This window comes from Micromonospora sp. 067-2 (genome assembly GCF_046549295.1).
Classification (GTDB): Bacteria; Actinomycetota; Actinomycetes; order Mycobacteriales; family Micromonosporaceae; genus Micromonospora.
On the sequence record NZ_JAJPWB010000008.1, the window covers coordinates 424368 to 449653 of the forward strand.

Here is a 25286-nt window from a genome sequence, read left to right on the forward strand (position 1 = left end):
GCGGTCCGGCACGCACACCCGCGCGAGCTCAGAAGACGAGGACGTCCCGCAGGTAGGTGGCAATACGACGCAGCTGATTCGCCTCCTGCATCGGACCGGTCAGCCGCAGGACGAGCTGCCGGTCGGTGACACCATCCGGACCACCACGGTAGTAGGCGACGACGACCAGACCGTGTCGCTGCTCGCCGTCGGCGTTGATGAGTGCCTCGCCGTAGGTGGCGGACTGGCCGCTGCGAATCCACCGCGTGCCCCACGCCTCCTCGGCCATCCGCATAGCGGTCTGACGGCGCTCGTCGCACGGCTGGGGGCAGTTCCGGACGATCAGCTCACCGCCCATTGTCGACTCCCCGGACGCCGTCCGGGCGCAGTTGTACTTGGTGTAGCCCTCGGCCTTTCCGGCGAGTGTGCAGGTCCAGTCCATCGGAACCTTGACCGGGAAGCCGAGCCCTTCGAGGTTGGTCAGCGTGCGCACATTGTCCCGCTCGGTGAACCCCGGCCACTGGGTCGGCCACTTGCCCCCCTGCGGCGGCTCGGTGCCCGGCGACTGTGGTGGCGTTGCGGGCATCGGCGCGGCGTTGCCGCCCGGACTGGCGCTGGCCGACGTGTCCGGCGGTTCGTCGTCGCCCGAGCCGGCCCAGGCGACGAGGCCGCCGGCACCCGCCAGCACCACCAGCACCAGTGCCGCGATGCCGATCCAGAGGCCGGTTCGTCGACGCGGCGGCGCCGAGGGGGCGATGCGGCGGACCGGCGAGACGAACGCGTCGGCGCCCGGACTGCTCGGCGGGGAGCCGTACACCGCCGGTGGGATGACGGCGGCCGGCGAGGCCGGCATACCCGAGACGGGCTGCGGGGACGCGGACACCGGCTGCCCGGAGACCGGGTTGGTGTGCACCGCCCAGGGCAGCTGCGGCATGTGGTCCACCAGCTCGGGCACCCCGGAGACCGACTTCGGCGGGCCGCTGACCTGCTGCGGCACACCGGACACCGGCGGGGCCGACGGGGGCGCCGACAAGGGTGGTGCCGAGACCGGCAGGTCGGGCACCGGCTGGTAGTCCATGCCGAGGCTCTGGAAGAGCCGCTGCGGCGCGTGCCCCTCCTCGGCCCGGTAGGCCACCCACGGGTGGGCGGCCGACAGGTCGGCGGCCGCGTACTGGTGACCGCCACTGGCCTGCGCGAGCGCGTTGGCCGCGATGCCGAAGGCCTCGCGCCACCGCTGGTCGGACGCGGCGACCCCGTCCAACACGGCCACGGTGGCGAACTGACCCTGCCCGTCCATTGCCGCCCATGCCTTGCCAACCTGGCACGCGCCCAGCAAATGGGTGTACCTGTAGGGGCTTTCCGGCTGCATCCCAATCCTCCGCTCAACCGCCGTGCGGATCCTACAGAGCCGGCGCCACGTCAGCGTCCCGCCGGTCAGCCGACCGACAGGTCGGTGGGACGTCTGATCGGCACGAACCCTTCCGCCTGAAAGTTTTTATGCATAGAGTCGCGGCGTGAATGAAGGAGCTGTCGAGGCGTCGGTCGAGCAGGTGCTCGACCTCTTCCACGGCGTGCGGCTCACCCCGACCCAGCGCCGCATCGCGCACTGCCTGGTGCAGCACGCCCCCGCCGTGGCGTACCTGTCCGCAGCCGAGGTGGCCGAGCTGGCCGGGGTCAGCCAGCCGTCGGTCACCCGGTTCGCCGTCGCGCTCGGGCACGACGGCTACCCCGCACTGCGACGCCGACTCCGCGACCTCACCACCGCCGTACCCGGCGGACCGCCGGACGCCGGCAACGAGCTCCAGCAGGCGGTACGCGCGGAGATGGACAACCTGGACCGGCTGTCCGGTCAGCTCGCCGACACCGACCGGATCGCCGAGACCGGCCGGCTGCTCGCCGACAGCCGCCCGCTGCCCGTGCTCGGTCTGCGCGCCGCCGCGCCGCTGGCCACGTACTTCGCCTACTTCGCCGCAAAGGTGCACCCGGACGTGCGGGTGCTCGACGACGGCGGCAGCCTGCTCACCGACCGCCTGGAGCAGGCTGCGGCGTCCGGTGCGTCCGCCCTGCTGGCCTTCGTACTGCCCCGCTACCCCCGGGAGACCCTCGACGCGCTGCGCGACGCGCGTACCGCCGGGCTGACCGTCGTGGCGATCACCGACTCGCCGGTCAGCCCGGCAGCCGAGTACGCCGACGTGGTGCTGCCCGCCGCGGTCGGCGCCCAGCTCGTCTTCGACCTGCACACCGCGCCGATGACCCTGGCGATGGTGCTGTTGCAGGCGATCTGCGACGCCGCGCCCGCCGACACCCAGCGCCGACTGGAGGCTTTCGAAGCCTCTGCGGCCCGCCGACAGTTGTTCCTCGGATAACGGAGGAGACCAGAGAATGACCCAGCCCATTCGTGCCGCACGGGGTAGCAAGCTCACCGCCCGGGGGTGGCCGCAGGAAGCCGCCCTGCGGATGCTCATGAACAACCTCGACCCGGAGGTGGCCGAACGCCCCGACGACCTGGTGGTCTACGGCGGCACCGGCAAGGCCGCCCGGGACTGGCCGTCGTACCACGCGTTGGTCCGGACGCTGACCGACCTGCGCGAGGACGAGACGATGCTGGTGCAGTCCGGCCGCCCGGTCGGCGTCATGCGGACCCACGAGTGGGCGCCCCGGGTGCTGCTGGCCAACTCCAACCTGGTCGGCGACTGGGCGACCTGGCCGGAGTTCCGCCGGCTGGAGCAACTCGGCCTGACGATGTACGGGCAGATGACCGCCGGTTCCTGGATCTACATCGGCACGCAGGGCATCCTGCAGGGCACCTACGAGACGTTCGCGGCGGTGGCCGCGAAGATCGCCGGCGCCGGGCAGCAGTCGAGCGAAGGCACTCTCGCGGGCACGCTGACGCTGACCGCCGGGTGCGGCGGGATGGGCGGCGCGCAGCCGCTCGCGGTCACCATGAACGGCGGCGTCTGCCTGATCGTGGACGTGGACCGGACCCGCCTCGACCGCCGGGTGCACGGCCGCTACCTCGACGAGGTCGCCGACGACCTGGACGACGCGATCGCGCGGGTGTCGGCCGCGAAGCGGGACCGGCGCGCGCTCTCCGTGGGCGTGGTCGGCAACGCGGCGGAGGTGTTTCCCGAGCTGCTGACCCGCGGTGTCGACATCGACATCGTGACCGACCAGACCAGTGCCCACGATCCGCTGTCGTACCTGCCGATCGGGGTCGAGCTGACCGAGGCCGCGGAGTACGCAAGAGCGAAGCCGGCCGAGTTCACCGACCGGGCCCGGGCGTCGATGGCGAGGCATGTCGAGGCGATGGTCGGTTTCCTCGACGCCGGTGCCGAGGTCTTCGACTACGGCAACTCGATCCGGGGCGAGGCGCAGCTCGGCGGCTACGAGCGTGCCTTCGACTTCCCCGGCTTCGTGCCGGCGTACATCCGGCCGTTGTTCTGCGAGGGCAGGGGCCCGTTCCGGTGGGCGGCGCTCTCCGGTGACCCGGCCGACATCGCCGCCACCGACCGGGCGATCCTGGACCTGTTCCCGGAGAACGAGTCCCTCGCACGGTGGATCAAGCTGGCCGGCGAGCGGGTCGCCTTCCAGGGCCTGCCCGCGCGGATCTGCTGGCTCGGCCAGGGCGAGCGGGACCGCGCTGGCGTGCGGTTCAACGAGATGGTCGCCTCCGGCGAGCTTTCCGCCCCACTGGTGATCGGCCGGGACCACCTGGACACCGGCAGCGTGGCCAGCCCGTACCGGGAGACCGAGGGGATGGCCGACGGCTCCGACGCGATCGCCGACTGGCCGCTGCTCAACGCCCTGGTCAACACGGCCAGTGGCGCGTCGTGGGTGTCGATCCACCACGGCGGCGGCGTGGGCATCGGCCGATCCATCCACGCCGGACAGGTCTGCGTGGCCGACGGCACCGCCCTCGCGGGGCAGAAGATCGAGCGGGTGCTCACCAACGACCCGGCGATGGGCGTCATCCGACACGTCGACGCCGGCTACGACAGTGCCCGTGAGGTCGCGGCGCGCACCGGCGTCCGGGTGCCGATGGCCGAGGGCACCCCGTGAGCGCGAGGAGTGCAGCGCAGCGGAGCCCCGCAGCCGCGAACAACGAGGGGAGAGACGCGTGAGCGACGACCTTCCCGGCCGATTCCGGGCGCTGTGGGACGAGATCGCGCCGGTCGGCCGGGACGCCGGCAGTGGCGGTTACCTGCGCCACGCGTTGACCGAGCCGGAGCGGGAGCTGCGCGCCTGGTTCCGGTCGCAGGCGCAGCGCCGCGCCATGCCGGTCACCGAGGACGGCAACGGCAACCTCTTCGCCCACTGGGGTGACCCGGAGGCCGGCGACGCGGTGCTCACCGGCAGCCACTTCGACTCGGTGCCGCACGGCGGGGCGTACGACGGGCCGCTCGGCATCGTCAGCGCGTTCCTCGCCGTGGACGAGCTGCGCGCCGCCGGCGTCACCCCGATCCGGCCGCTGGTGCTCGCCGCCTTCGTCGAGGAGGAGGGTGCGCGTTTCGGCGTACCGTGTCTGGGTTCGCGGCTGCTCACCGGGGCGCTCGCGGCGGACCGCGCGGCCGAGTTGCGCGACGCGGCCGGGGTGAGCTTCGCCGAGGCGCTCGGCGACCGGCCGGCGGGCGCCCGCCCGGAGCTGCTGGGCCGGTTCGGCGCCTTCGTGGAGTTGCACGTCGAGCAGGGCCGCGCGCTGGTCGAGGCGGACGCGCCGGTCGCGGTGGCCAGCGCGATCTGGCCGCACGGCCGGTGGCGCTTCGACGTGGCCGGTGAGGGCAACCACGCGGGTACGACCCGGATGGCCGACCGCCGCGACCCGATGCTCACCTATGCGTTCACCGTGCTGGCGGCCAACAAGGAGGCCCGGCTGCGCGGCGCGCACGCCACCGTGGGCCGCGTCGCCGTCGAGCCGAACGCCACCAACGCGATCCCGTCGAAGGTCACCGGCTGGCTGGACGCTCGGGCCGCCGACCCGGAGACCCTGGCCGGGCTGGTCGACGCGCTGCGGGGCAAGCTCGCCGAGCGGGCGCGCCGCGACGGTACGGTGGCGACGCTGAGCGAAGAGTCGACGACGCCGCTGGTCGCCTTCGACGGCGGGCTGGCCGGCCGGCTGGCCACGCTGCTCGACGCGCCGGTGCTGCCCACCGGTGCGGGCCACGACGCCGGGGTGTTCGCCGCGCACCTGCCCACCGCGATGCTGTTCGTGCGTAACCCGACCGGGGTGTCGCACTCCCCCGCCGAGGCCGCCAGCGACGACGACTGCGCCGCCGGGGTACGGGCGCTGGCCCGCGTGCTCGACGAGCTGACCCGCTGATGTCGCAGACGATTCAGCTCCAAAGGAGGCGAGGGGCATGACCACCACCACCCGCTGGCTGGCGGAGTACGCCTGGCTGCCCGACCACGCCGAGCCCACTCCCGACGTGCTCATCGAGGTCGAGGCCGGCCGCATCACCGCCCTCACGCCGCTGACCGCCGGAAGCCAGCCGCCCGCCGGGGTCGAGGTGTACGCCGACGCCGTGCGGCTACCCGGGTTGACCCTGCCCGGGCTGGCCAACGCGCACTCGCACGCCTTCCACCGGGCGCTGCGCGGGCGTACCCACGGCGGCAGGGGCGACTTCTGGAGCTGGCGGGAGACGATGTACGCCATCGCGGACCGCCTGGACCCGGACACCTACCTGGCGCTGGCGCGGGCGGTCTACGCCGAGATGGCCCTCTCCGGGATCACCTGCGTCGGCGAGTTCCACTACCTGCACCATCGCCCCGACGGCGGCGCCTACGACGACCCGAACGCGATGGGCGCGGCGTTGGTCGAGGCCGCCGCGCACGCCGGGATCCGGCTCACCCTGCTGGACGCCTGCTACCTGAGCGCCGGCGTGGACGGCCGCGCCCTGACCGGGCCGCAGCGACGCTTCGACGACGGCGACGCGACCCGGTGGGCCGAACGGGCCGCCGCGTTCCAACCGACGGACTCCCACGCCCGGGTGGGCGCGGCCGTGCACTCGGTGCGGGCCGTTCCCGCCGACCAGCTCCGCACGGTCGCCGACTGGGCCCGGGCCCGGCAGGCACCGCTGCACGTGCACCTGTCCGAGCAACCCGCCGAGAACGACGAGTGCCGGGCCGTACACGGCCGCACCCCGACCGCGCTGCTCGCCGAGCACGGCGTGCTCGGGCCGGACACCACCGCCGTACACGTGACGCACCCGACCAGCGGCGACCTGGCACTGCTCGGGGAGAGCCGGACCGGGGTGTGCCTCTGCCCGACCACCGAACGGGACCTCGCCGACGGAATCGGCCCGGCCCGCCGGATGGCCGACGTGGGCATCAGGCTGAGCCTGGGCAGCGACAGCCACGCCGTGATCGACCTCTTCGAGGAGGCCCGGGCGGTGGAGCTCGACGAGCGGCTGCGCACCCGGCGGCGCGGCCATTTCACCCCGGTCGAGCTGGTGACCGCCGCCACCGCCGTCGGGCACGGCGCGCTCGGCTGGGCCGACGCCGGCCGGATCGCCGTCGGTGCCCGCGCCGACCTGGTCACGGTACGGCTGGACAGCGCCCGCACCGCCGGGGTGCCGCCGGTGGGCGCGTTCTTCGCGGCCGGGGCGGCGGACGTCGAGCAGGTCGTGGTGGACGGCCGGGTGGTGGTGGCCGAGGGGCGGCACCTGACCGTCGACGTGCCGGCGGAGCTGTCCGCCGCGATCGAGGCGGTGACGGCCTCATGAGCAGTCTGCTGGTGGACAACATCGGGGAGCTGGTCACCAACGGCGCCGGCGAGGGCCCGCTGGGCATCCGCCGCGACGCGGCCGTGCTCGTCGAGGAGGGCAGGGTGGCCTGGGTCGGGCCGGCCGCGTACGCGCCGGCCGCCGACCGGCGGGTCGACGCCGCCGGGGCCGCCGTGCTGCCCGGCTTCGTGGACAGCCACGCCCACCTGGTCTTCGCCGGGGACCGGGCCGCCGAGTTCGCCGCCCGGATGGCCGGCCAGCCGTACACCGGTGGCGGCATCCGAACCACGGTCGGTGCCACCCGGGCCGCCACCGACGACGAGCTGCGGGCCACCGTGCGCCGGCTGCGCGGGGAGGCGCTGCGCCAGGGCACCACCACCATGGAGATCAAGAGTGGGTACGGGCTGACCGTCGCCGACGAGGCCCGCTCGCTGCGGATCGCGGCCGAGACCAGCACCGAGACCACCTTCCTGGGCGCGCACGTGGTGCCCGCCGAGTACGCCGACCGCCCCGACGACTACGTCGGGCTGGTCTGCGGCCCGATGCTGGCCGCCGCCGCGCCGTACGCGAAGTGGATCGACGTGTTCTGCGAGCGGGGCGCCTTCGACGTCGACCACGCCCGGGCCATCCTCGCCTGCGGACAGGCCGCCGGGCTGGGCGTACGGGTGCACGCCAACCAACTGGGCCCCGGCCCCGGTGTCCAGCTCGGCGTGGAACTGGGCGCGGCCAGCGTCGACCACTGCACCCACCTCAGTGACGCCGACGTGGATGCGCTGGCCTCGACGACCACCGTGGCCACCCTGCTGCCCGGTGCCGAGTTCTCCACCCGCTCGCCCTACCCGGACGCCCGCCGGCTGCTCGACGCCGGCGTCACCGTGGCACTGGCCACCGACTGCAACCCCGGCTCGTCGTACACCTCGTCGATGCCCTTCTGCGTGGCCCTCGCCGTCCGCGAGATGCGGATGACCCCGGCGGAGGCGGTCCGGGCCGCGACGCTGGGCGGCGCGCGGGCGCTGCGCCGCGACGACATCGGCGTGCTCACCCCCGGCGCCCGGGCCGACCTGGTCGTCCTGGACGCCCCTTCGTACCTGCACCTGGCCTACCGGCCCGGTGTTCCACTGATCCGCCAGGTCCTGCTCAACGGAGTATCGCAATGACGACCGTGACCATCCAGCCCACCGGAGTTTCCGCCGACGACGTGCTCGCGGTCGCCCGCGGCACCGCAGAGGTCGTCCTCGACCCGGCCACCATCGACGCGATGGCGACCAGCCGGGCCATCGTGGACGGCATCGAGTCGTCCGGACGACCCGTCTACGGGGTCTCCACCGGGTTCGGGGCGCTGGCCAACACCTTCATCGCTCCGGAGCGACGGGCCGAGCTGCAACACGCGCTGATCCGCTCGCACGCCGCCGGCGTGGGCGCCCCGATGCCGCGCGAGGTGGTCCGGGCCATGATGCTGCTGCGGGTCCGGTCGCTCGCCCTGGGCCGCTCCGGGGTCCGCCCGCTGGTTGCCGAGGCGCTGGTCGACCTGCTCAACCACGACATCACCCCGTGGGTGCCGGAGCACGGCTCACTGGGTGCCTCCGGGGATCTGGCGCCGCTGGCGCACTGCGCGCTGGTGCTGCTCGGCGAGGGCTGGGTGCTCGGCCCGACCGGTGACCGGCAGGACGCGGCCGACGTGCTGCACACCGCGGGGCTCAAGCCGATCGAGCTGGCCGCCAAGGAGGGGCTCGCGCTGATCAACGGCACGGACGGCATGCTCGGCATGCTGCTGCTGGCCATCCACGACGCGGCGCACCTGTTCGCCATGGCCGACGTGACCGCCGCGCTGGCCATCGAGGCGATGCTCGGCTCGGAGCGGCCGTTCCTGCCCGAGCTGCACGCGATCCGGCCGCACCCCGGCCAGGCGGCGTCGGCGGCGAACATCTCCCGGCTGCTGCAGGACTCCCGGGTGATGGACTCGCACCGCGACGACCTGGCGCACGCCGTGCAGGACGCGTACTCGATGCGGTGTGCGCCGCAGGTGGCCGGCGCTGCCCGGGACACCCTGGACTTCGTCCGGACGGTCGCGGGCCGGGAGCTGGTCTCCGTGGTGGACAACCCGGTGGTGCTGCCGGACGGCCGGGTCGAGTCGACCGGCAACTTCCACGGCGCGCCACTCGGCTTCGCCGCGGATTTCCTCGCCATCGCCGCCGCCGAGGTGGGCGCGATCGCCGAACGGCGGGTGGACCGGCTGCTCGATGTCACCCGCTCCCGCGAGTTGCCGGCGTTCCTGTCCCCCGACGCCGGCGTGAACTCCGGGTTGATGATCGCCCAGTACACGGCGGCCGGCATCGTCGCGGAGAACCGGCGGCTGGCCGCCCCGGCCTCGGTGGACTCGCTGCCCACCAGCGGCATGCAGGAGGACCACGTCTCGATGGGCTGGGCGGCGGCCAAGAAGCTGCGCACCGTGCTGGACAACCTGACCAGCCTGCTCGCGGTGGAGCTGCTGGCCGGCGTACGCGGCCTCCAACTGCGCGCGCCGCTGGAGCCGTCGCCGGCCGGCCGGGCCGCCGTCGCCGCGCTCGGCGGTGCGGCCGGTGCGCCCGGGCCGGACGTGTTCCTCGCTCCGGTCATGGAGGCGGCCCGCGCGGTGCTGGCCGGCCCGGAACTGCGCGCCGCCATCGAACGGGAGGTCGGCCCGCTGGGCTGATCTCCGCGGGGTCGCTGTCGTCCGCCGCGGGTCAGGCGGCGGGCGGCAGCACCTTCGCGACCAGCTTGGCCAGCTCGCGCAGCGCCTTGCCGCGGTGACTGATCGCGTCCTTCTCCGCCGGGGTCAACTCGGCGTTGGTCCGGGCCTGCCCGTCGCCCAGGAAGATCGGGTCGTAGCCGAACCCACCGTCGCCCCGCGGGTCCCGCAGCACCCGCCCGGACTGCCGACCGTCGACCAGGTGCTCCTTGCCGCCGGGCAGCACCAGCGCCACCGTGCAGACGAAGGACGCGGCCCGCTGCTCGTCAGGCACGTCACCGATCTGATCCAGCACCAACTGCAGGTTGGCCCGGTCGTCACCGTGCCGGCCGGACCAGCGGGCGCTGAACACACCCGGCATGCCGTTGAGCGCGTCCACCGCGAGCCCGGAATCGTCGGCGATGGTCGGCAGCCCGGTCCGTCGGAAACCCTCCCGTGCCTTGATCAGCGCGTTCTCGCCGAAGGTGAGGCCGGTCTCCGGCAACTCCGCGTACTGCTCGACGTCATCGAGCCCGAGCAGGGCGATCCGGTGCGCGCCGAGCGCGCCGTCCAGGATCCGCTGGAGTTCCACCAACTTCTTGCGGTTACGCGTGGCGAGCAGAACCTTGTTCATACTGAGTCACCTCCGTTCGCGACTGCGGGGCTCGCAAGCTCACTCCTCGCGCTCACTGAGTCACCTCCGTTCGCGACTGCGGGGCTCGCAAGCTCACTCCTCGCGCTCACTGAGCCACCTTTGTTCGCGACTGCGGGGCTCGCAAGCTCACTCCTCGCGCTCACTGAGTCACCTTTGTTCGCGACTGCGGGGCTCGCAAGCTCACTCCTCGCGCTCACGACAGTGCCTTTCGCTGGGCTTCGGCCAACTCGGCACAACCCGTGACGGCCAGGTCGAGCAGGGCGTCGAGCTGCTCCCGGGCGAACACGCCCGCCTCGCCGGTGCCCTGCACCTCCACGAAGTCGCCCGCACCGGTGCACACCACGTTCATGTCCACCTCGGCGGCCACGTCCTCGGTGTAGCAGAGGTCGAGCCGCGCCTCACCGGCGATGATCCCCACGCTGACCGCGGCCACCGAGCGGTGCATCACATTCTCCGGCCTACCCGCGAGCGACTTGCGGGCGGCCAGCCAGGTCACCGCGTCGTGCAGCGCCACGTAGGCGCCGGTGATCGCGGCGGTCCGGGTGCCGCCGTCGGCCTGTAGCACGTCGCAGTCGAGCACCACCGAGTTCTCGCCGAGCGCCTTGAGGTCGATGCTGGCACGCAGGCTGCGGCCGATCAGCCGGGAGATCTCGTGGGTACGGCCACCGACCCGACCCTTGACGCTCTCGCGATCCGAGCGGGTGTTGGTGGCCCGGGGCAGCATCGCGTACTCGGCGGTCACCCAGCCGAGCCCGGAGCCCTTGCGCCAGCGGGGCACCCCCTCGGTGACGCTGGCCGTGCAGAGCACCCGGGTGCCGCCGAACTCGACGAGCACCGAGCCCTCCGGATGGGTGCTCCAGCCTCGGGTCAGGGTCACCGGTCGAAGGTGATCGGGCTCTCGCCCATCAGGTCGCGCCATGCCCTGCACCCTATGCGGTGCCGTGATCTCCCCGCCCCGGGGTGCCCCGACCGGTTTCCGCGCCGTGCACCCGGAGGAATCCGGCGACGGCGGCCGGCCAGCCGAACTCCTCGGCTCGTGCCCGGGCGGCCCGCCTCCGCTCCGCCTCCGGCCGGGCCGCCAGCGCGGTCACCGCCGCCGCCATCGACGCCGCCGAGCCGTACGCCGCCAGCCCCGCGCCGCCGACCACCTCGGGCAGGGCGCTGGCCGCGTTCACCACCACCGGTGTGCCGCAGGCCAGCGCCTCCAGCCCGGCTAGGCCGAAGGTCTCCACCGGGCCGGGAGCCAGCACCACGTCCGCGCTGGCGAGCAGCGCGGCCACGGCGGCGCGGTCGGGTAGGAAACCGGTGAACGTGACCGGCAGGCCGGCGGCGCGGCGGGCCAGCGCGGTGCGCAGCGGGCCGTCGCCGGCCATCACCAGCACCGCCGGCACGCCGGCCCGGCGCAGCTCGGCCAGCGCCTGGACGGCCAACTCCGGCCGCTTCTCCGGAGACAGCCGGGCACAGTGCACCAGCAACAGCTCGGTCGGATCGGCGTACCGCTCACGCAGTCGCGGGTCGGCCCGACCCGGGTGGAAGGTGTCCAGGTCGACGCCGAGGGGCACCAGGTGCACGTTGTCGGCACCGATCCGGTGGAACTCCTCGGCCGCCCACCGGGTGGTGCACACGATCCGGTCGTACGCCCGGCTGGTCGCTCGGTTGAGCCGGTCGGCGGTCGGCCGGCGCAGCGCGTCCGGTACGCCCCACTGGCCGAGCAACCCGGTCAACGACTCGTGCGAGACCATCACGGACGGCACCCCGTTCGCCCTCGCCCACCGTCCCGTCCAGCGCAGCGACGACCGGTCGGAGACCTCCAACCGGTCCGGCGCCAGCTCGGCGAGCACCCGGGCCAGTCGACGCCGGCCGGCGAGCAGCCGGTAGCCGCCGCTGCCGGGCAGCTCCGGCCCGACCAGGGTGACCACCCGACCCCACGGGTGCCACTCGTCAGCGGTTCGCCGCCCGGGTATCACCAGCACCGGATGGTGTCCGGCCGCCCGGTAACCCTCGCCCAGGTGCCGCAGCGCGGTCCGCAAGCCACCGGAGCGCGCGGTCACGAAGTTGGCGAGCCGTACGATCCGCAGCCCGCCGGCCGTCCCGCTCACGACGCGGCTGGCAGGCCGACGGTGGCGGCGACGGCGCGTACGGCGTGGTAGTGGCCGATCAGCTCGTCACCGACCGCCGCCCAACTGCGTCGGCTGACCGCGGTCCGGGCCGCCAGGCCGTACGCCCGCCGCCGGTCGGAGTCGCCGGTCAGCTCGACAACGGCGGCGGCCAGCGCGTCCCCGTCGTTCGGCGGCACCAGCAACCCCGTCACCCCCGTGTCGACGAGGTCCACCGGTCCGCCGCTGGCCGGCGCCACCACCGGCACTCCGGACGCCAACGCTTCCTGCAGAGTCTGGCCGAAGGTCTCGTGCGGCCCGGTGTGCACGAACAGGTCCAGGCTGGCGTAGAGCCGGGCCAGATCCTCGCCGTGCTGCACACCCAGGAAGTTCACCTCGGGCAACGCCCGCGCCAGTTGGCGGCGGGCCGGCCCGTCGCCGGCCACGACCACCCGGACGCCGGGCAGCCGGGAGGTCGCCGCCAGCAGCTCCACCCGCTTCTCCGGTGCCAGCCGGCCGACGTACCCGATCAGCAGCTCACCGCCGGGTGCCAGTTGGCGCCGCAGCGCCGGGCACCGTTTCGCCGGGTCGAACCGAACGGCGTCGACGCCCCGACGCCACAGCCAGATCCGCTGCACCCCGTTTGCGATCAGGTCGGCGGCGGCCCGGGTGGACGGGGCGAGCGTGCGCTGCGCCGAGTTGTGGATCTCCCGAAGTCGCCGCCAGGCCGCCGCCTCACCCCAACTGACCCGGTAGGCACGGGCGTACGCCGCGACGTCGGTCTGGTAGACCGCCACCGTGGGCAGCCCGTGCCGGCTGGCAAGCGTGGCCGCCCGGCCGCCCAGGATGAACGGGCTCGCCAGGTGGACCACGTCGGGCGCGGCCGACAGCAACGCACCGGCCAGTCGGGTGGTGGTGGGCACACCCAGCCGAAAGCCCTGATAGCCGGGCAACGGCACGCTGGGGATGCGCACCACCGGGTACGGCAACCGGTCGGTGACGTGCCCGCCGGCGACCGGCGGGGCGGGAGCGATGACGACCGGCTCGTGGCCCCGGGCGAGCAGGTGTTCCGCCGTCCGCACCACGGAGTGCGCGACGCCGTTCACGTCCGGCGGGAACGACTCGGTCACGATGGCGATCCGCATGCCCACACCGTGCGGGCGTCACGGGTGCGCCAGACGACCGCCCGCTGACCGGCCGGCGAACAGTACGGCACAAGACCGTCGGTTGATCGGCGGGACCGGACGCGGTGGGTCAGATGTCGTAACTGGCGCCGGCCCGGACCACCTCGAGTGGCCCGGTGTACGCGGCGGCGGCCGACTCCACCGTGTGCGCCTCGCTACCCCACGCGGCCACCAGGTGGGTGAGCAGCAGCCGACCCACCACGGCCTTGGTGGCCGCCTCGCCGGCCTCCCGGCCCGTGAGGTGCAGATCCGGCGGATTGTCCATCCCGTCGAGGTAGCTGGCCTCGCAGAGGAAGACGTCGGCATTTTGGGCCAGTCGCAGCAGCGCGTCGCAGGGCGCCGTGTCCGAGGAGTAGCAGAGCGACCGGCCACCGTGCTCCAACCGCACGCCGTACGTCTCGACGGGGTGGTTGACGCGGTCCACGGTCACCGTGAACGGCCCGATCGGGAAGGTGCCCGGTTGGAGGGCGTAGAACTGGTATACGTCCTCGACGGTGCCGTCGTCGCCGTACGCGGCGCTGAGCCGGTCCGGTGCGCCGGACGGCGCGTACACCGGCAGCGCCGGGTAGGCGCCGTTCGGGGCGTACCGGCGGACGACCACGTAGGACACGGCGTCGAGGATGTGGTCGCAGTGCAGGTGGGTCAGCAGGATCGCGTCCGGGGCGTGCAGCCCCACGTACCGCTGGAGGCTCGACAGGGAGCCCGGGCCGAAGTCGACCAGGAGCCGGAAACCGTCGGCCTCGACGAGATAGGCCGAACAGGGCGACTCGGGACCGGGGAAGCTACCGGCGCACCCCAGAACGGTTAGTCGCATCGGGTTGTCTCACTGTCACTGTCAGTAGCATCCGTGCCGGCCATTGCCCGGGCCATGATCTCTACCGACGCGTACGCCACGCTGCGCAGCCTACGCTGGCCCACCGGTCAGCAAGAATCATCCACTGGAAGTTGTCACGAACGTGACACCTGTTCACGCCGCCCAGAGCAGCCCGCGGGCCGTCGGCGCACGCGTCGACGGCCCGCGGACAGGACCGACCACGTCACCTCAGGCCCAGAGCTGCCCCTCCAGGGCGTCCTCCGCGTCGGCGAGCGTGCCGCCGTACGCGCCGGTGGACAGGTATTTCCAGCCGCCGTCGCAGACCACGAACGCCACATCGGCACGGCGGCCGTCGCGGACCGCCTCATGCGCCACCGCGAGCGCGGCGTGCAGGATCGCTCCGGTGGAGAAGCCGGCGAAGATGCCCTCCACGTCGACGAGCTGCCGGGTACGCAGCACCGCGTCCCGCGTACCGACCGAGAAGCGCCGGGAGAGCACCGAGGCGTCGTAGAGCTCCGGCACGTACCCCTCGTCGATGTTGCGCAGGCCGTAGACCACCTCGCCGTAGCGCGGCTCGGCGGCCACGACCTGGATGCCGTCGACCTTCTCCCGCAGGTACCGACCGGTGCCCATCAGGGTCCCGGTGGTGCCCAGCCCGGCCACGAAGTGCGTGACGGTGGGCAGGTCGCGCAGCAACTCCGGCCCGGTCGTCTCGTAGTGCGCCCGGGCGTTCGCCTCGTTGCCGTACTGGTAGAGCATCACCCAGTCGGGATGCTCGGCGGAGATCTGCTTGGCGGTGGCGACTGCCTGGTTGGAACCACCCGCCGCCGGCGAGAAAATGATCTCAGCGCCGTACATCCGGAGCATCTGGACCCGCTCGGTGGACACGTTCTCCGGCATCACACAGACCAGGCGGTAGCCGCGCAGCTTGGCCACCATGGCCAGCGAGATCCCGGTGTTGCCGCTGGTCGGCTCGAGGATGGTGTCACCCGTCCGGAGCCGGCCAGCCTCCTCCGCCGCGCGGACCATGAACAGCGCCGCCCGGTCCTTGATGCTGCCGGTCGGGTTGCGGTCCTCCAGCTTGGCCCAGAGCCGCACCGGCGGAGCACCGTCGGGCACCGTCGGGGAGAGCCGGGGCAGGCCGACCAGCGGCGTGCCCCCGCAGGCGTCGAGCAGGCTGTCGTACCGCGCCATGACGGCTGCCCTCAGCGGGCGGCGACGGCGCCGCGTGCCACCGCCGACGCGGCGCTGTGCGAGCTGATCGCCGCGGCGGCGGCGCTGTGCGAGCTGATCGCCGCGGCGGCGGCGCTGTGCGAGCTGATCGCCGCGGCGGCGGCGAAGCCGAACGCGCCACCGGCCACGGCCGGCAGGATGGTGACACTGTCGCGGTCGGCGAGCTTGGCGTCCAGGGCGCCGAGGAAGCGGACGTCCTCGTCGTTGACGTAGACGTTGACGAAACGGTGCAGCGTGCCGGCCTCGGTGACCAGCCGGCCCCGCAACCCGCCGTGCCGGGAGTCCAGGTCGGCGAGCAGGTCGCTCAGGGTGTCGCCAGCGCCTTCGACGACCTTGGCGCCGCCGGTGTAGCTGCGCAGGATGGTGGGGATGCGAACCTCAATGGCCATGATGTCGTACTCCTCGTTCGGGTGTGCCTACGGTGACGGGACGAAAACGGGTGCGGACGCTGAACGGGTCAGCGGCCGGAACACTCGTAGTCGACCGTCGCCGGGCTCTGCCCGAACATGTACGACTGGACGGCGTGCGGGTCGACGCCTGCCTCCACGATCCGGACCGGCTCCTCGGCGACCACCCCGTCGACGATCCGGAAAGACCGGATCTCGTCCGAGTCGGGCTCACGGGTCGAGACGAGCAGGTAGTGCGCGCCCGGCTCACCGGCGAAGGAGACGTCGGTCCGCGACGGGTACGCCTCGGTGGCGGTGTGCGAGTGGTAGATGACGACGGGCTCCTCGTCCCTGTCGTCCATCTCCCGCCACACCCGCAGGTGCTCCATAGAGTCGAACTCGTAGAAGGTCATCGAGCGCGCGGCATTGTCCATCTGGATGTGCCGGGTGGGGGTGTCGCTGCCGACGGGACCGGCGACCACGCCGCACGCCTCGTCGGGGTGGTCCCGGCGCGCGTGGGCGACGATCGCGTCGACGATCGACCGGTCGATGCTCAGCACGTGCACCAGCCTAACGCCTGCCGGGCACGGGCCGAAGTGGTGCCGGTCACCACTAGTCGATCAAGGCGTTGAGCAGCGACTCCTGCAGATAACCGAGGTACGCGTAGACCGACAACTGGAACACCCGACTGGAGGCCGGATCCTCGGCCACCGCGTCGTCCAGCTCCTCACCCAGGTCCGTGCCGTCCTTGATCTCCAGCCGGACGCCCATCGCCAGCCGGGCGTCGTTCAACGCCTTCAGCCAGGCCTCCGCCGCCTCGGTGTCCAGCCGCACCTCGCCGCCGGCCTCGTCGGGCAGCGCGGCCAGGATGGCCCCGGCCTGATCGATCTTCGCGGTCTTCAGGTCGCCCTCGGTGTAACGGCGGAACTCGGCGGAGCCGGCTGCGTCCTCCGGATAGACGGCCGGGAACAGCCGGCCGACAACCGGGTCGGTGTGGTCGAAGCCGTCGGTGAGCAGGCCGACCACCTCGGAGGCGACCTTGCGTAGCACCCGCACCTCGTCGACGGCGAAGGTGGCGACATAGCGGTCGGCCTGGCGTCGGAACATGCTCATAGCGCCAGCCCTGTTCGCGACTGCGGGGCTCGCAACACCGGCTCACTCCTCGCGCTCACGGTGCCAGCCCTGTTCGCGACTGCGGGGCTCGCAACACCGGCTCACTCCTCGCGCTCACGAGCGGTCCACCGTCGCCCACAGCCCGTACGCGTGCAGCTGCGACGCGTCGTGCTCCATCCGTTCCCGGGCGCCGGTGGAGACCACCGCCCGGCCCTTGTGGTGCACGTCCAGCATGAGCTGCTCGGCCCTCTCCCGGCTGTAGCCGAAAAGCTTCTGGAAGACCCAGGTCACGTACGTCATCAGGTTGACCGGGTCGTCCCACACGATCGTCACCCACTGCCGGTCGGACGCCGGCACCTCGTCAGTGTCCGGCGTCTCGACCGGTGCAACCTGCGGAGCCGCCATGCCCCCCATCGTGCCACCGGTTTCCCGGAACCGAGGAACCGGAACGCCGGCCCGGCGAGGATCGCCCACCTCGGTCGCGCCGAACCCACCCTGGACGTCGTCGGACGCGAGGTGCGGTGCGGACCCGGCTCGGGGTACGGCCATGCCGTCAGGCGAGCAGGATGCCGTGGTCGACGGCGTCCGCCAGCACCGCGCCCAGCGAGAGCCGGATCACCTCGAACCGTCGGGAGATTTCCCTGGACAGCCCCAGCTCGACCTCCCGCAGCGCCCGCTGGGACCACGCCCGCGCGGCGTTGTGGTCGTCGTTGCCGGGCGTACGCCACGTCTGCCAGCAGCCGCCGGAGAGCGCCACCGCGACCGGCGGGAGCACCTCGTCGCGGACTGCCGTGGGATAGCCGGCGAGCGCGTCGATCGCCTCCGGGCCGGTCAGGCCGGCCACTCCGGCCGTGCTGGTGATCAACAACACCCGGTCCAGATCCCGGCCGGTCCCGTGATCGGCCAGCCCGTACCGCATCGCGGTGGCGATCCGGCGGCGTACGCCCTCGGCCGGCGGCGCGCCGAGCACCCGGGCCGCGGCGTCGGCCACGATGCCCCGCAGGGCGTGGTCACACTGCACGGTCGCCAACAGCGACAACGCCGCCATCTCCCGGTCCAGCAGCTCCGGCAGACCGGCGCAGCCAACCCCGAAGACGATCTCCTGGACCGCCCGCAGGTGGATGTTCGCCAGCTCCAGCGCGAGGTGCTGGCGGATCCGTTGGGCACAGGAACGGGTCTGTCGGTCGAGCTGCTCCGACCAGTCCCCCGGGTCGGCGACCACGGGCACCCGGTCGTGCTGGCCCGGCAGCACCGGCGGTTCCACGCTGGCCCGGAGCAGCCCCTCGTCGGCCGCCCAACCCACGAGCGCGCGGCGCAGGTCGGCGGCGGAGTCGGCGTCGGCGACCGGGAACCACCGCGCGCCGGCCAACGCGGGCACGGCGGCCAGCAGCGCAGCCCGGTGCGCCGCCACGGTCACCGCCACCGGGTCGACCTCGCCCGGCACACCGCCGGCCGGCGGGACGGACGCCCCCGCGTCCTCCGTCATCGCCGCGCCGTCGGTCAGCGGGGCCCAGCCCGCAGTGCCGGGAGTGACCGCGAAGACGACCCGCACCGGGGCCGGGGCCACCTCGGCGAGCAGGTTCAACTCGGCGGCGGTGAACGCCTGGTCGGCAGCGATCACGAAGAGCAGCGCGCCGGCCCGGCCAACCGCGTCGAGCAACACCCGACCACCGGCCACACCGAGCGTGCCGCTGTCCGGCGTGTCGATCAGGGTGAAGTGCCGCAGCAGCGGCTCGGGCACACCCAGCTCGACCCGCCGGGGCGGGCGGGCCAGCGCCGGGCCCGCGGCGTCGGAGTCCGCGCCGTACGAGTGCGGCTGACGGTAGCCCGGCACGTACGCCGCCCGGGTGGGCACCTTGGCGTGCCGCACCACCAGCCAACTGCCCGCCGGCACGGTGAGCATGACCGGATCGAGCCCCAGCAGGGTGGCCAGCACCGCGCGCCGCCCGGCGCCGGGCGGGCCGACGGCTACCACGCCGAGCGGCTCCTCCGGAGCGGGACCGGTCACGCCGACCCGGGTGGGCAGCGGACCGCAGCGCGGCAGGTCGGTCGGGCCGGCCATGTCGTTCGGCACGTCGACCGAGGGGAGAGGGCCCTGCTTCATCGGGTGGCCTCCCAGGGCAGGCGACCGGCGCGCCGGTCGGGTGGAGAATCCGGTGACACCACCCGGATGTCGGAACAGTACGTGTGGGCCAGGACCGGGAGAGCCACTTCGGATACTCACCGGTAATCAGGAGACTACTCAACTTCGGTGCGTGACGGTACGCGCGCGGACAGGTTTCGATGGATATGCTGCGCGGATGAGTCGATGGAAGTTCGTCGGCCGAACCGATGAGCTCAACCGCCTGCTGGCGGCGGTGACCGGCGAGGCCGGCCGGGGGCTCTTCTTCAGCGGCAGCGCGGGCGTCGGAAAGAGCCGACTGTTGCGCGAGTGCGTGAGCACCCTGCCCACCGACCGGTACGCGATCTGGTCCATCGCGGCCAGCGCCACCACCGCCGCGCTCCCGTTCGGCGGGCTGGTGCAGGTCCTCCCCGCCGAGCAACCCCAGGGGCTCTCCCCCGCCGGCATCCTGCGCTGGGCGCTGAACGTGCTGCAACAACAGGCGGCCGGCCGGCGGATCGTGCTCGCCATCGACGACGCGCACCTGCTCGACCCGCCGTCGGCGGCGCTGGTACACCTGGTCGCCCGCGCGGACAACGCCACCGTGATCGGCACCCTGCGCGACGGTGAGCAGATCCCGCTGCCGATCCGGGCACTCTGGACCGACGATCTGGTCGAGCACGTCGAGCTGACCCCGATGCCGCATGCCGAGACCGCCGGCCTGCTGGCGGCGATCCTCGGCGGCCCGGTCGACGCCGGCTCCGCCGACCGACTCGGCCGGCTGTCGTCCGGCAACCCCCTGCTGCTGCGTGAGCTGGTGCACGCCGCCAACGGCAGCGCGGAGCTGAAGCGCACCTACGGCATCTGGAAGTGGACCGGACGCCTGGAGTTGGCACCCAACCTGACCGACCTGATCGACACCCGGGTCGGGCAGCTCACCGACGGCGTCCGCGCGGTCGTCGAGCTGGTCGCCTTCGGCGAACCGATGGGCCTGCACCTGCTCAACCAGGCCGCCGCGTCGGCCGACGTGGAGATGGCCGAGGAACGCGGGCTGATCACCGTCGTGCAGAGCGACCGCCGGACCAACGTCCGGCTGGCCCACCCGCTGTACGGCGAGGTGATGCGCCGCCGCTGCCCGGTGAGCCGCACCCGACGACTCCAGGCGCACCTCGCGGAGCTGTTGGAGCAGGCCGGTAAGCGCCGCCGCGACGACCTCCTGCGGGTGGCGGTGTGGCGACTCGACTCGGGCACCGCCCAGGACGCTGCCCTGCTGCTGGACGCGGCCGTGCAGGCGTTCACCCGCTACGACGTGCCCCTGGCGACGAGGCTGGCCCGCGCCGCGCTGAACGCCGACGGTGGCTCGGACGCGGCGGAGCTGCTGGCCACCATCCTGATGTTCGCCGACCGGCCGGAGGAGGCGGTCGACGTCCTCGACGCGGTGACTCCCGATCCCGACGACGAGCGGCGGCTCTGCCGGTGGCTCACCGTGCGGGGGATGGTCAGCTACTGGGGGCTGAGCCGGGACTCCACGGTGGAGGAGATCGCGATCCGCGCCGCACAGCTCAGCGATTCCGCCGACCGTGCCCGGGTGCACGCCTTCGAAGCGATCATGCGACTGCATCGACTGGACACCGCCGCCGCGGTGCGACTCAGCCGGCGGGTGCTGGACCGACCGGCGGCCAGCGTCGCCGCCCGCGAGCTCGCCCGCAGCACCATCGCGTACCTCCAGGCCGCGCAGGGCCAGCTCGCCCGCAGCGGTACGGCGATCGCCCAGGTGCACTCCGCGGCGGCCAACTGGCGCACCGACATGCCGTACCTGCAACTGGCCCTGGAGCTGGCCCGGGGCACCCGACTCATGCTCACCGGCGACCTGGCCGGCATCGACGCGATCGTGGCCGACGAGTTCGCCGACCTCGCGGGCGCCGGCGACTTCCGGCTCGGCACCGGCTACCTGGCCATCCTCCAGGCGTGCGCGGCCCGGCTGCGCGGGCAGAGCGACGCGGCGATGCGGACGTCGCTGGGCGCCTGCGCGGTGCTGGCCACCAGTCGGGTCTACGCCGGTCTGGCCCAGGCCGAACGAGCCCAGGCGGCGGCGCTGCGCGGCGACGCGGCGCAGGCCGCCGAGGCGATGGCCGAGGCGGACCGCACCCACGCGCCGGGCATGGCGGTGCTCTATCCCTGGCTGGAGCAGGCCCGGGGAGCGGTGCTCGCCGCGTCGGGCGACCTGCCCGGCGCCGTCAAGCAGCTCACCGACCTGGTGGAGCGGTTGCGCGCGGACGGCTTCGCCGGGCACGAGGTGCACGCGCTGCACGATCTGGTCCGACTGGACCAGGCGGGGGCGCCGGTCGGCCCGACCTGCTCCGACGGTGGCCGACGCACCGTCGCACAGCGCCTCGCGGAGCTCTCCGAGCAGGTCGACGGGGTGCTTCCGCCGCTGCTGGCCCGGCACGCCCGGGCCGCGGTGACCGACTCCGCCCCGGACCTGCTCGCGGTCGCCGACGACTACGCCGCACTGGAACTGCACGTGTACGCCGCCGAGGCCACCGCCCAGGCCCTGCACCGGCTGCGCCAGCAGCACTCGCCGGCGGCCGGCGAGGCCCGGGAGCGGCTGGCCGGGCTGCTCGGCCGTTGCGACCTGATCCGTACGCCAGCGCTGCACGCCGGGGCGCCGGTGCTGACCGAACGCGAATGGCAGGTGGCCCGCCTCGCCGCCCATGGCGCGACCAGCAAGGCCATCGCCGAGCGGCTCTACCTCTCCGCCCGGACGGTGGAGAACCACCTCCAGCGGATCTACACCAAGCTCGGCGTGACCGGCCGTGCCGAACTGTGGGCCGCGCTGCGATCGATCCCGGGCCACGAGGGCGGCGACGCGGGCTGAACCTTAGGCTTGCGTGGTGAGCACCCTCCGCCCCGCGCTGCTGACTGACCACTACGAGCTGACGATGGTCAGCGCGGCACTGAAGGACGGCACCGCCGATCGCCGCTGCGTGTTCGAGGTGTTCAGCCGCCGACTGCCCAGCGGCCGCCGGTACGGCGTGGTCGCCGGTACGGCCCGCCTCGTCGAGCTGGTCCGCGACTTCCGCTTCGACCCGACGGAGATCGACTTCCTGCGTCGGACCGGAGTGGCCGACGAGGCGGCGGCCGCCTGGCTCGCCGACTACCGCTTCACCGGCGACATCGAGGGGTACGCCGAGGGTGAGCTCTTCTTTCCCGGTTCGCCGATCCTCACCGTCTCCGGCGGCTTCGCCGAGTGCGTGGTGCTGGAGACGCTGGTGCTCTCCGTGCTCAACCACGACAGCGCGGTGGCTGCCGCGGCGGCCCGGATGGTGACCGCGGCGCGGGGTCGGGCGCTGATCGAGATGGGGTCGCGGCGAGCGCACGAGGAGGCCGCCGTGGCTGCGGCCCGTGCCGCGTACCTGGCCGGGTTCCGGTTCACCTCCAACCTCGCCGCCGGCGCGCGCTACGGCATCCCGACGGCGGGCACGGCCGCGCACGCGTTCACGCTGCTGCACCACGACGAGCGGGCGGCGTTCGCCTCGCAGGTCGCCACGCTGGGCAGGGACACGACGCTGCTGGTCGACACGTACGACATCAGCCAGGGCATCCGCAACGCGATCGCGGTGGCCGGGCCGGAACTGCGGGCGGTACGGATCGACTCCGGTGATCTGGCGGTGATCGCCCAGCAGTCCAGGGAACTGCTGGACTCGCTGGGCGCCACCGAAACGAAGATCATCGTCTCCGGCGACCTGGACGAGTACTCCATCGCCGCGCTGGCCGCCGAACCCGTGGACATGTACGGCGCGGGCACCGCCGTGGTCACCGGTTCCGGGGCGCCGACCGCCGGGCTGGTCTACAAGCTCGTCGAGGTCGAGGGACGGCCGGTGGTGAAGCGCTCCGAGCACAAGGCGACCATTGGTGGCCGGAAGGTCGCCGTCCGCCGACACAAGCCGACGGGCACCGCCACCGAGGAGATCATCGTTCCGCAGGGCGTACCGGACCGGCAACCCAACGACCGGATGCTCCAGCGCTCGTACGTGGTCGATGGTGAGCCGGTGGCGCTGCCGACACTTGACGAGTCGCGGGAGCACCTGCGCGAATGCCTGATCTCCATCCCCTGGGAGGGGCTGAAGCTGTCCGCCGGCGACCCTGCCGTGCCGGTCAGCGTCGTTCCCGCCGACTGAAGCTCATCCAGGACGATCACCGCAGACCCGATCATGAGGAGAGGGAGACCCCGATGGCCAACGCGCTGATCATCGTGGACGTGCAGAACGACTTCTGCGAGGGCGGCTCGCTGGCCGTCGGGGGCGGCGCAGGGGTGGCCGCCGGCATCTCCCGACTCCTCGGTGCCGAGCCGGACCGCTGGGCGCACGTGGTCGCGACCAAGGACTACCACGTCGACCCCGGCTCCCATTTCGGCGACCCGCCGGACTTCGTGGAGTCCTGGCCGCGGCACTGCGTGGTCGGCACCAGCGGCTCGGAGTTCCACCCCGACCTGGAGACCGGGCGGGTCGAGGCGATCTTCCACAAGGGCGAGCACGCGGCGGCGTACTCCGGGTTCGAGGGGCATGCCGACGACGGTGAGTGCCTGGCGGATTGGCTGCGCCGGCACGACGTCGACCGGGTGGATGTGGTCGGCATCGCCACCGACCACTGCGTCCGGGCGACCGCGCTGGACGCCGCCCGCGAGGGTTTCGCCACTACCGTGCTGCTCGAACTGACCGCCGCGGTCGCCCCGGCGACCACCGACGTGGCGCTACGAGCGATGGACGGCGCCGGCGTGACGCTGCACGGCGAGCCTGTGATGAGGGCCGCATGAACCGGTAATTCGTTGGTCATCCGCCCGTCGCCGGTCGAGGATGTCGCCGGAGGTACGGACCCACGTGAACATGAAGCCTTACCGGGATGCGCTCGCCCTGCCCGGCCTGCGGTCACTGCTGCTGCTCGCAGTCCTCGCCCGCATCCCGCTGACCGCGACCGGTGTGACGCTGACCTTCTACGTGGTGCTCGACCTCGATCGGGGCTACGGGGCCGCCGGCCTGGTCGGTGCGGCCATCACGGTCGGCGCGGCGATCGGCGGCCCGCTGCTCGGTCGGCTGGTGGATCGGCGCGGCCTGCGTCCGGTTCTGGTGCTCACCGCGATCGCCGAGGCGCTGTTCTGGGCCACGGCGCCCTCGCTGTCGTACCCGCTGCTGCTGCCCGCCGCCTTCGTGGCCGGCTCGCTGGCGCTGCCCATCTTCTCGATGGTCCGCCAGTCCATTGCCGCGCTGGTCCCGGAGGACCAACGCCGCCCGGCGTACGCGCTGGACTCGATGTCGGTGGAGCTGTCCTTCATGATCGGCCCCGCGCTGGCGGTGGCGCTGGTCACCGCGATCTCCGCGCGGACGACCCTGTACCTGGTCGGCGCCGGCATCGTCGCCGCCGGAATCGGCCTGTGGCTACTCAACCCGCCCACCCGGAGCGCCGCCGAGCCGACCGGCCCACGGCGTCGGGTGCCCCGCCGAGAATGGTTGACTCCCCGACTGCTCGCCGTGCTGGCCGTCAGTACCGCCGCCACCCTGGTGCTCGGTGGCACCGACGTGGCGGTGGTCGCCGTGCTGCGTGCCAGCGGCGAGGTCGGCTGGACCGGAGCGGTGCTGGCCATCTGGGCGGTCGCCTCGCTGGCCGGCGGGTTCGCCTACGGTGCCGTGCACCGCTCGCTCTCCCCCCTGGCGCTGACTGCGGCGCTCGGTCTCTGCACCATCCCGGTCGGGTTGGGCGGCGCACACTGGTGGCTGCTCAGCCTGGCTCTGATCCCTGCGGGGGCGCTCTGCGCGCCGACCATCGCGGCGGCCTCGGACGCGGTCAGTCGGCTGGCCCCACCCGAGGTACGCGGTGAGGCCATGGGCCTGCACGGGTCGGCCGTCACCGTAGGCATCGCGATCGGCGCGCCTCTCGCCGGCGCGGTGATCGACGCCAGCGCGCCACTCTGGGGTTTCGTCGTGACCGGCGCGCTGGGCGCGCTGGTCACCCTGGTCGTGCTCCCCATCGAGCTGCGCCGCCGCCGCAACGCGGACGCGGCCGCCCTGGTACCGCCGGTCGAGGCCGACCTCACGCCCGCCGGTCGCTGACGGCCGGCACACCAGAGGCGAACGACGCCCGCCAAACCAGAGCCGGCGGCCCGACACCCCGGCGGCCCGACACCCGGCGCCCCAACACCCCGGCAACCCGACACCCGGCGCCCCAACACCCCGGCAACCCGACACCCGGCGCCCCAACACCCCGGCAACCCGACACCCGGCGCCCCAACACCCCGGCAACCC

The 25286-nt window shown here is 73.3% G+C and carries 22 protein-coding genes; 10 read left to right on the plus strand and 12 right to left on the minus strand.

The annotated features are described in order from the left end of the window. Window positions 1-28 precede the first annotated feature (28 nt). Window positions 29-1276, minus strand: coding sequence for a hypothetical protein (locus tag ACLJN9_RS21755; RefSeq protein WP_410813289.1), 1248 nt, complete (start codon window positions 1274-1276; stop codon window positions 29-31). 217 nt (window positions 1277-1493) lie between these two features. On the opposite strand from ACLJN9_RS21755, the gene ACLJN9_RS21760 reads away from it, so the two are divergent. From ACLJN9_RS21760 to hutH, 6 genes are read left to right on the plus strand one after another with little or no spacing between them, the layout of a single operon-like run. Continuing rightward, complete coding sequence (locus ACLJN9_RS21760; protein WP_410813290.1) at window positions 1494-2345, plus strand: MurR/RpiR family transcriptional regulator; 852 nt, start codon at window positions 1494-1496, stop codon at window positions 2343-2345. Window positions 2346-2361: 16 nt separating this feature from the next. After that, the gene (gene hutU, locus ACLJN9_RS21765) at window positions 2362-4038 is read left to right on the plus strand and encodes a urocanate hydratase (RefSeq protein WP_410813291.1); all 1677 of its coding nucleotides are present in this window, start codon (window positions 2362-2364) and stop codon (window positions 4036-4038) included. Between the two features lie 58 nt (window positions 4039-4096). Beyond that, entirely contained in the window at window positions 4097-5296 is a 1200-nt protein-coding gene (locus ACLJN9_RS21770; protein WP_410813292.1) for an allantoate amidohydrolase, read from the plus strand. 37 nt (window positions 5297-5333) lie between these two features. Then, window positions 5334-6698 carry a formimidoylglutamate deiminase gene (locus ACLJN9_RS21775; RefSeq protein WP_410813293.1) on the plus strand — a complete coding sequence of 455 codons (1365 nt, stop codon included), beginning with the start codon at window positions 5334-5336 and terminating at the stop codon, window positions 6696-6698. Beyond that, the gene (gene hutI / locus ACLJN9_RS21780; protein ID WP_410813294.1) at window positions 6695-7855 is read left to right on the plus strand and encodes an imidazolonepropionase; all 1161 of its coding nucleotides are present in this window, start codon (window positions 6695-6697) and stop codon (window positions 7853-7855) included. Before ACLJN9_RS21775 ends, hutI begins: the two co-directional genes overlap by 4 nt. Then, entirely contained in the window at window positions 7852-9390 is a 1539-nt protein-coding gene (hutH, locus tag ACLJN9_RS21785; RefSeq protein WP_410813295.1) for a histidine ammonia-lyase, read from the plus strand. The genes hutI and hutH overlap by 4 nt, the downstream gene beginning before the upstream one ends. A gap of 31 nt (window positions 9391-9421) precedes the next feature. On the opposite strand, the gene rdgB is transcribed toward hutH, so the two are convergent. From rdgB to ACLJN9_RS21840, 11 genes are all read right to left on the minus strand, one after another. Then, window positions 9422-10039, minus strand: a complete 618-nt coding sequence (gene rdgB / locus ACLJN9_RS21790) for an RdgB/HAM1 family non-canonical purine NTP pyrophosphatase (protein WP_410813296.1) — start codon at window positions 10037-10039, stop codon at window positions 9422-9424. A gap of 214 nt (window positions 10040-10253) precedes the next feature. Further along, window positions 10254-10979, minus strand: coding sequence for a ribonuclease PH (rph, locus tag ACLJN9_RS21795; protein WP_410813297.1), 726 nt, complete (start codon window positions 10977-10979; stop codon window positions 10254-10256). A gap of 10 nt (window positions 10980-10989) precedes the next feature. Further along, window positions 10990-12159 carry a glycosyltransferase gene (locus tag ACLJN9_RS21800; protein ID WP_410813298.1) on the minus strand — a complete coding sequence of 390 codons (1170 nt, stop codon included), beginning with the start codon at window positions 12157-12159 and terminating at the stop codon, window positions 10990-10992. After that, complete coding sequence (locus ACLJN9_RS21805; protein ID WP_410813299.1) at window positions 12156-13301, minus strand: glycosyltransferase family 4 protein; 1146 nt, start codon at window positions 13299-13301, stop codon at window positions 12156-12158. The genes ACLJN9_RS21800 and ACLJN9_RS21805 overlap by 4 nt, the downstream gene beginning before the upstream one ends. Before the next feature lie 109 nt (window positions 13302-13410). Then, window positions 13411-14154 carry an MBL fold metallo-hydrolase gene (locus tag ACLJN9_RS21810; RefSeq protein WP_410813300.1) on the minus strand — a complete coding sequence of 248 codons (744 nt, stop codon included), beginning with the start codon at window positions 14152-14154 and terminating at the stop codon, window positions 13411-13413. Window positions 14155-14382: 228 nt separating this feature from the next. After that, window positions 14383-15348: a PLP-dependent cysteine synthase family protein gene (locus ACLJN9_RS21815; protein WP_410813301.1), complete on the minus strand. Its 966-nt coding sequence runs from the start codon at window positions 15346-15348 to the stop codon at window positions 14383-14385. An 11-nt stretch (window positions 15349-15359) separates the two neighbouring features. Beyond that, entirely contained in the window at window positions 15360-15776 is a 417-nt protein-coding gene (locus tag ACLJN9_RS21820; RefSeq protein ID WP_410813302.1) for a MoaD/ThiS family protein, read from the minus strand. Between the two features lie 68 nt (window positions 15777-15844). Further along, the gene (locus ACLJN9_RS21825; protein ID WP_410813303.1) at window positions 15845-16333 is read right to left on the minus strand and encodes a Mov34/MPN/PAD-1 family protein; all 489 of its coding nucleotides are present in this window, start codon (window positions 16331-16333) and stop codon (window positions 15845-15847) included. Between the two features lie 52 nt (window positions 16334-16385). Continuing rightward, window positions 16386-16886, minus strand: coding sequence for a DUF2017 domain-containing protein (locus ACLJN9_RS21830; RefSeq protein WP_410813304.1), 501 nt, complete (start codon window positions 16884-16886; stop codon window positions 16386-16388). A gap of 114 nt (window positions 16887-17000) precedes the next feature. Beyond that, window positions 17001-17291 carry an ATP-dependent Clp protease adapter ClpS gene (clpS, locus tag ACLJN9_RS21835; RefSeq protein ID WP_088946433.1) on the minus strand — a complete coding sequence of 97 codons (291 nt, stop codon included), beginning with the start codon at window positions 17289-17291 and terminating at the stop codon, window positions 17001-17003. 148 nt (window positions 17292-17439) lie between these two features. After that, window positions 17440-18990 (minus strand): hypothetical protein, encoded by a 1551-nt coding sequence (locus ACLJN9_RS21840; protein ID WP_410813305.1) that lies wholly within the window; start codon window positions 18988-18990, stop codon window positions 17440-17442. Between the two features lie 196 nt (window positions 18991-19186). Here ACLJN9_RS21840 and ACLJN9_RS21845 point away from each other — a divergent pair, with 196 nt between their 5' ends. Genes ACLJN9_RS21845 through ACLJN9_RS21860 form a run of 4 tightly spaced genes read left to right on the plus strand, consistent with a single transcriptional unit; the run spans window position 19187 to window position 25094 of the window. Then, window positions 19187-21865 (plus strand): LuxR C-terminal-related transcriptional regulator, encoded by a 2679-nt coding sequence (locus tag ACLJN9_RS21845; protein ID WP_410813306.1) that lies wholly within the window; start codon window positions 19187-19189, stop codon window positions 21863-21865. Between the two features lie 16 nt (window positions 21866-21881). Continuing rightward, window positions 21882-23168, plus strand: a complete 1287-nt coding sequence (locus ACLJN9_RS21850) for a nicotinate phosphoribosyltransferase (RefSeq protein ID WP_410813307.1) — start codon at window positions 21882-21884, stop codon at window positions 23166-23168. Between the two features lie 53 nt (window positions 23169-23221). After that, window positions 23222-23803 (plus strand): isochorismatase family protein, encoded by a 582-nt coding sequence (locus tag ACLJN9_RS21855; RefSeq protein ID WP_410813308.1) that lies wholly within the window; start codon window positions 23222-23224, stop codon window positions 23801-23803. A 40-nt stretch (window positions 23804-23843) separates the two neighbouring features. Further along, a complete protein-coding gene (locus ACLJN9_RS21860) occupies window positions 23844-25094 on the plus strand; it encodes an MFS transporter (protein WP_410813309.1) in 1251 nt (416 codons plus the stop codon). Window positions 25095-25286: the final 192 nt, after the last annotated feature.

Coding starts and splice junctions, on each gene's coding strand:
- ACLJN9_RS21755 (WP_410813289.1), bottom strand. CDS start 1,276: ATGGACGGGCAGGGTCAGTTCGCCACCGTGGCCGTGTTGGACGGGGTC.
- hutU (WP_410813291.1), top strand. CDS start 2,362: ATGACCCAGCCCATTCGTGCCGCACGGGGTAGCAAGCTCACCGCCCGG.
- ACLJN9_RS21775 (WP_410813293.1), top strand. CDS start 5,334: ATGACCACCACCACCCGCTGGCTGGCGGAGTACGCCTGGCTGCCCGAC.
- hutI (WP_410813294.1), top strand. CDS start 6,695: ATGAGCAGTCTGCTGGTGGACAACATCGGGGAGCTGGTCACCAACGGC.
- hutH (WP_410813295.1), top strand. CDS start 7,852: ATGACGACCGTGACCATCCAGCCCACCGGAGTTTCCGCCGACGACGTG.
- rdgB (WP_410813296.1), bottom strand. CDS start 10,039: ATGAACAAGGTTCTGCTCGCCACGCGTAACCGCAAGAAGTTGGTGGAA.
- rph (WP_410813297.1), bottom strand. CDS start 10,979: ATGGCGCGACCTGATGGGCGAGAGCCCGATCACCTTCGACCGGTGACC.
- ACLJN9_RS21805 (WP_410813299.1), bottom strand. CDS start 13,301: ATGCGGATCGCCATCGTGACCGAGTCGTTCCCGCCGGACGTGAACGGC.
- ACLJN9_RS21810 (WP_410813300.1), bottom strand. CDS start 14,154: ATGCGACTAACCGTTCTGGGGTGCGCCGGTAGCTTCCCCGGTCCCGAG.
- ACLJN9_RS21815 (WP_410813301.1), bottom strand. CDS start 15,348: ATGGCGCGGTACGACAGCCTGCTCGACGCCTGCGGGGGCACGCCGCTG.
- ACLJN9_RS21820 (WP_410813302.1), bottom strand. CDS start 15,776: ATGGCCATTGAGGTTCGCATCCCCACCATCCTGCGCAGCTACACCGGC.
- ACLJN9_RS21830 (WP_410813304.1), bottom strand. CDS start 16,886: ATGAGCATGTTCCGACGCCAGGCCGACCGCTATGTCGCCACCTTCGCC.
- clpS (WP_088946433.1), bottom strand. CDS start 17,291: ATGGCGGCTCCGCAGGTTGCACCGGTCGAGACGCCGGACACTGACGAG.
- ACLJN9_RS21840 (WP_410813305.1), bottom strand. CDS start 18,990: ATGAAGCAGGGCCCTCTCCCCTCGGTCGACGTGCCGAACGACATGGCC.
- ACLJN9_RS21845 (WP_410813306.1), top strand. CDS start 19,187: ATGAGTCGATGGAAGTTCGTCGGCCGAACCGATGAGCTCAACCGCCTG.
- ACLJN9_RS21855 (WP_410813308.1), top strand. CDS start 23,222: ATGGCCAACGCGCTGATCATCGTGGACGTGCAGAACGACTTCTGCGAG.
- ACLJN9_RS21860 (WP_410813309.1), top strand. CDS start 23,844: ATGTCGCCGGAGGTACGGACCCACGTGAACATGAAGCCTTACCGGGAT.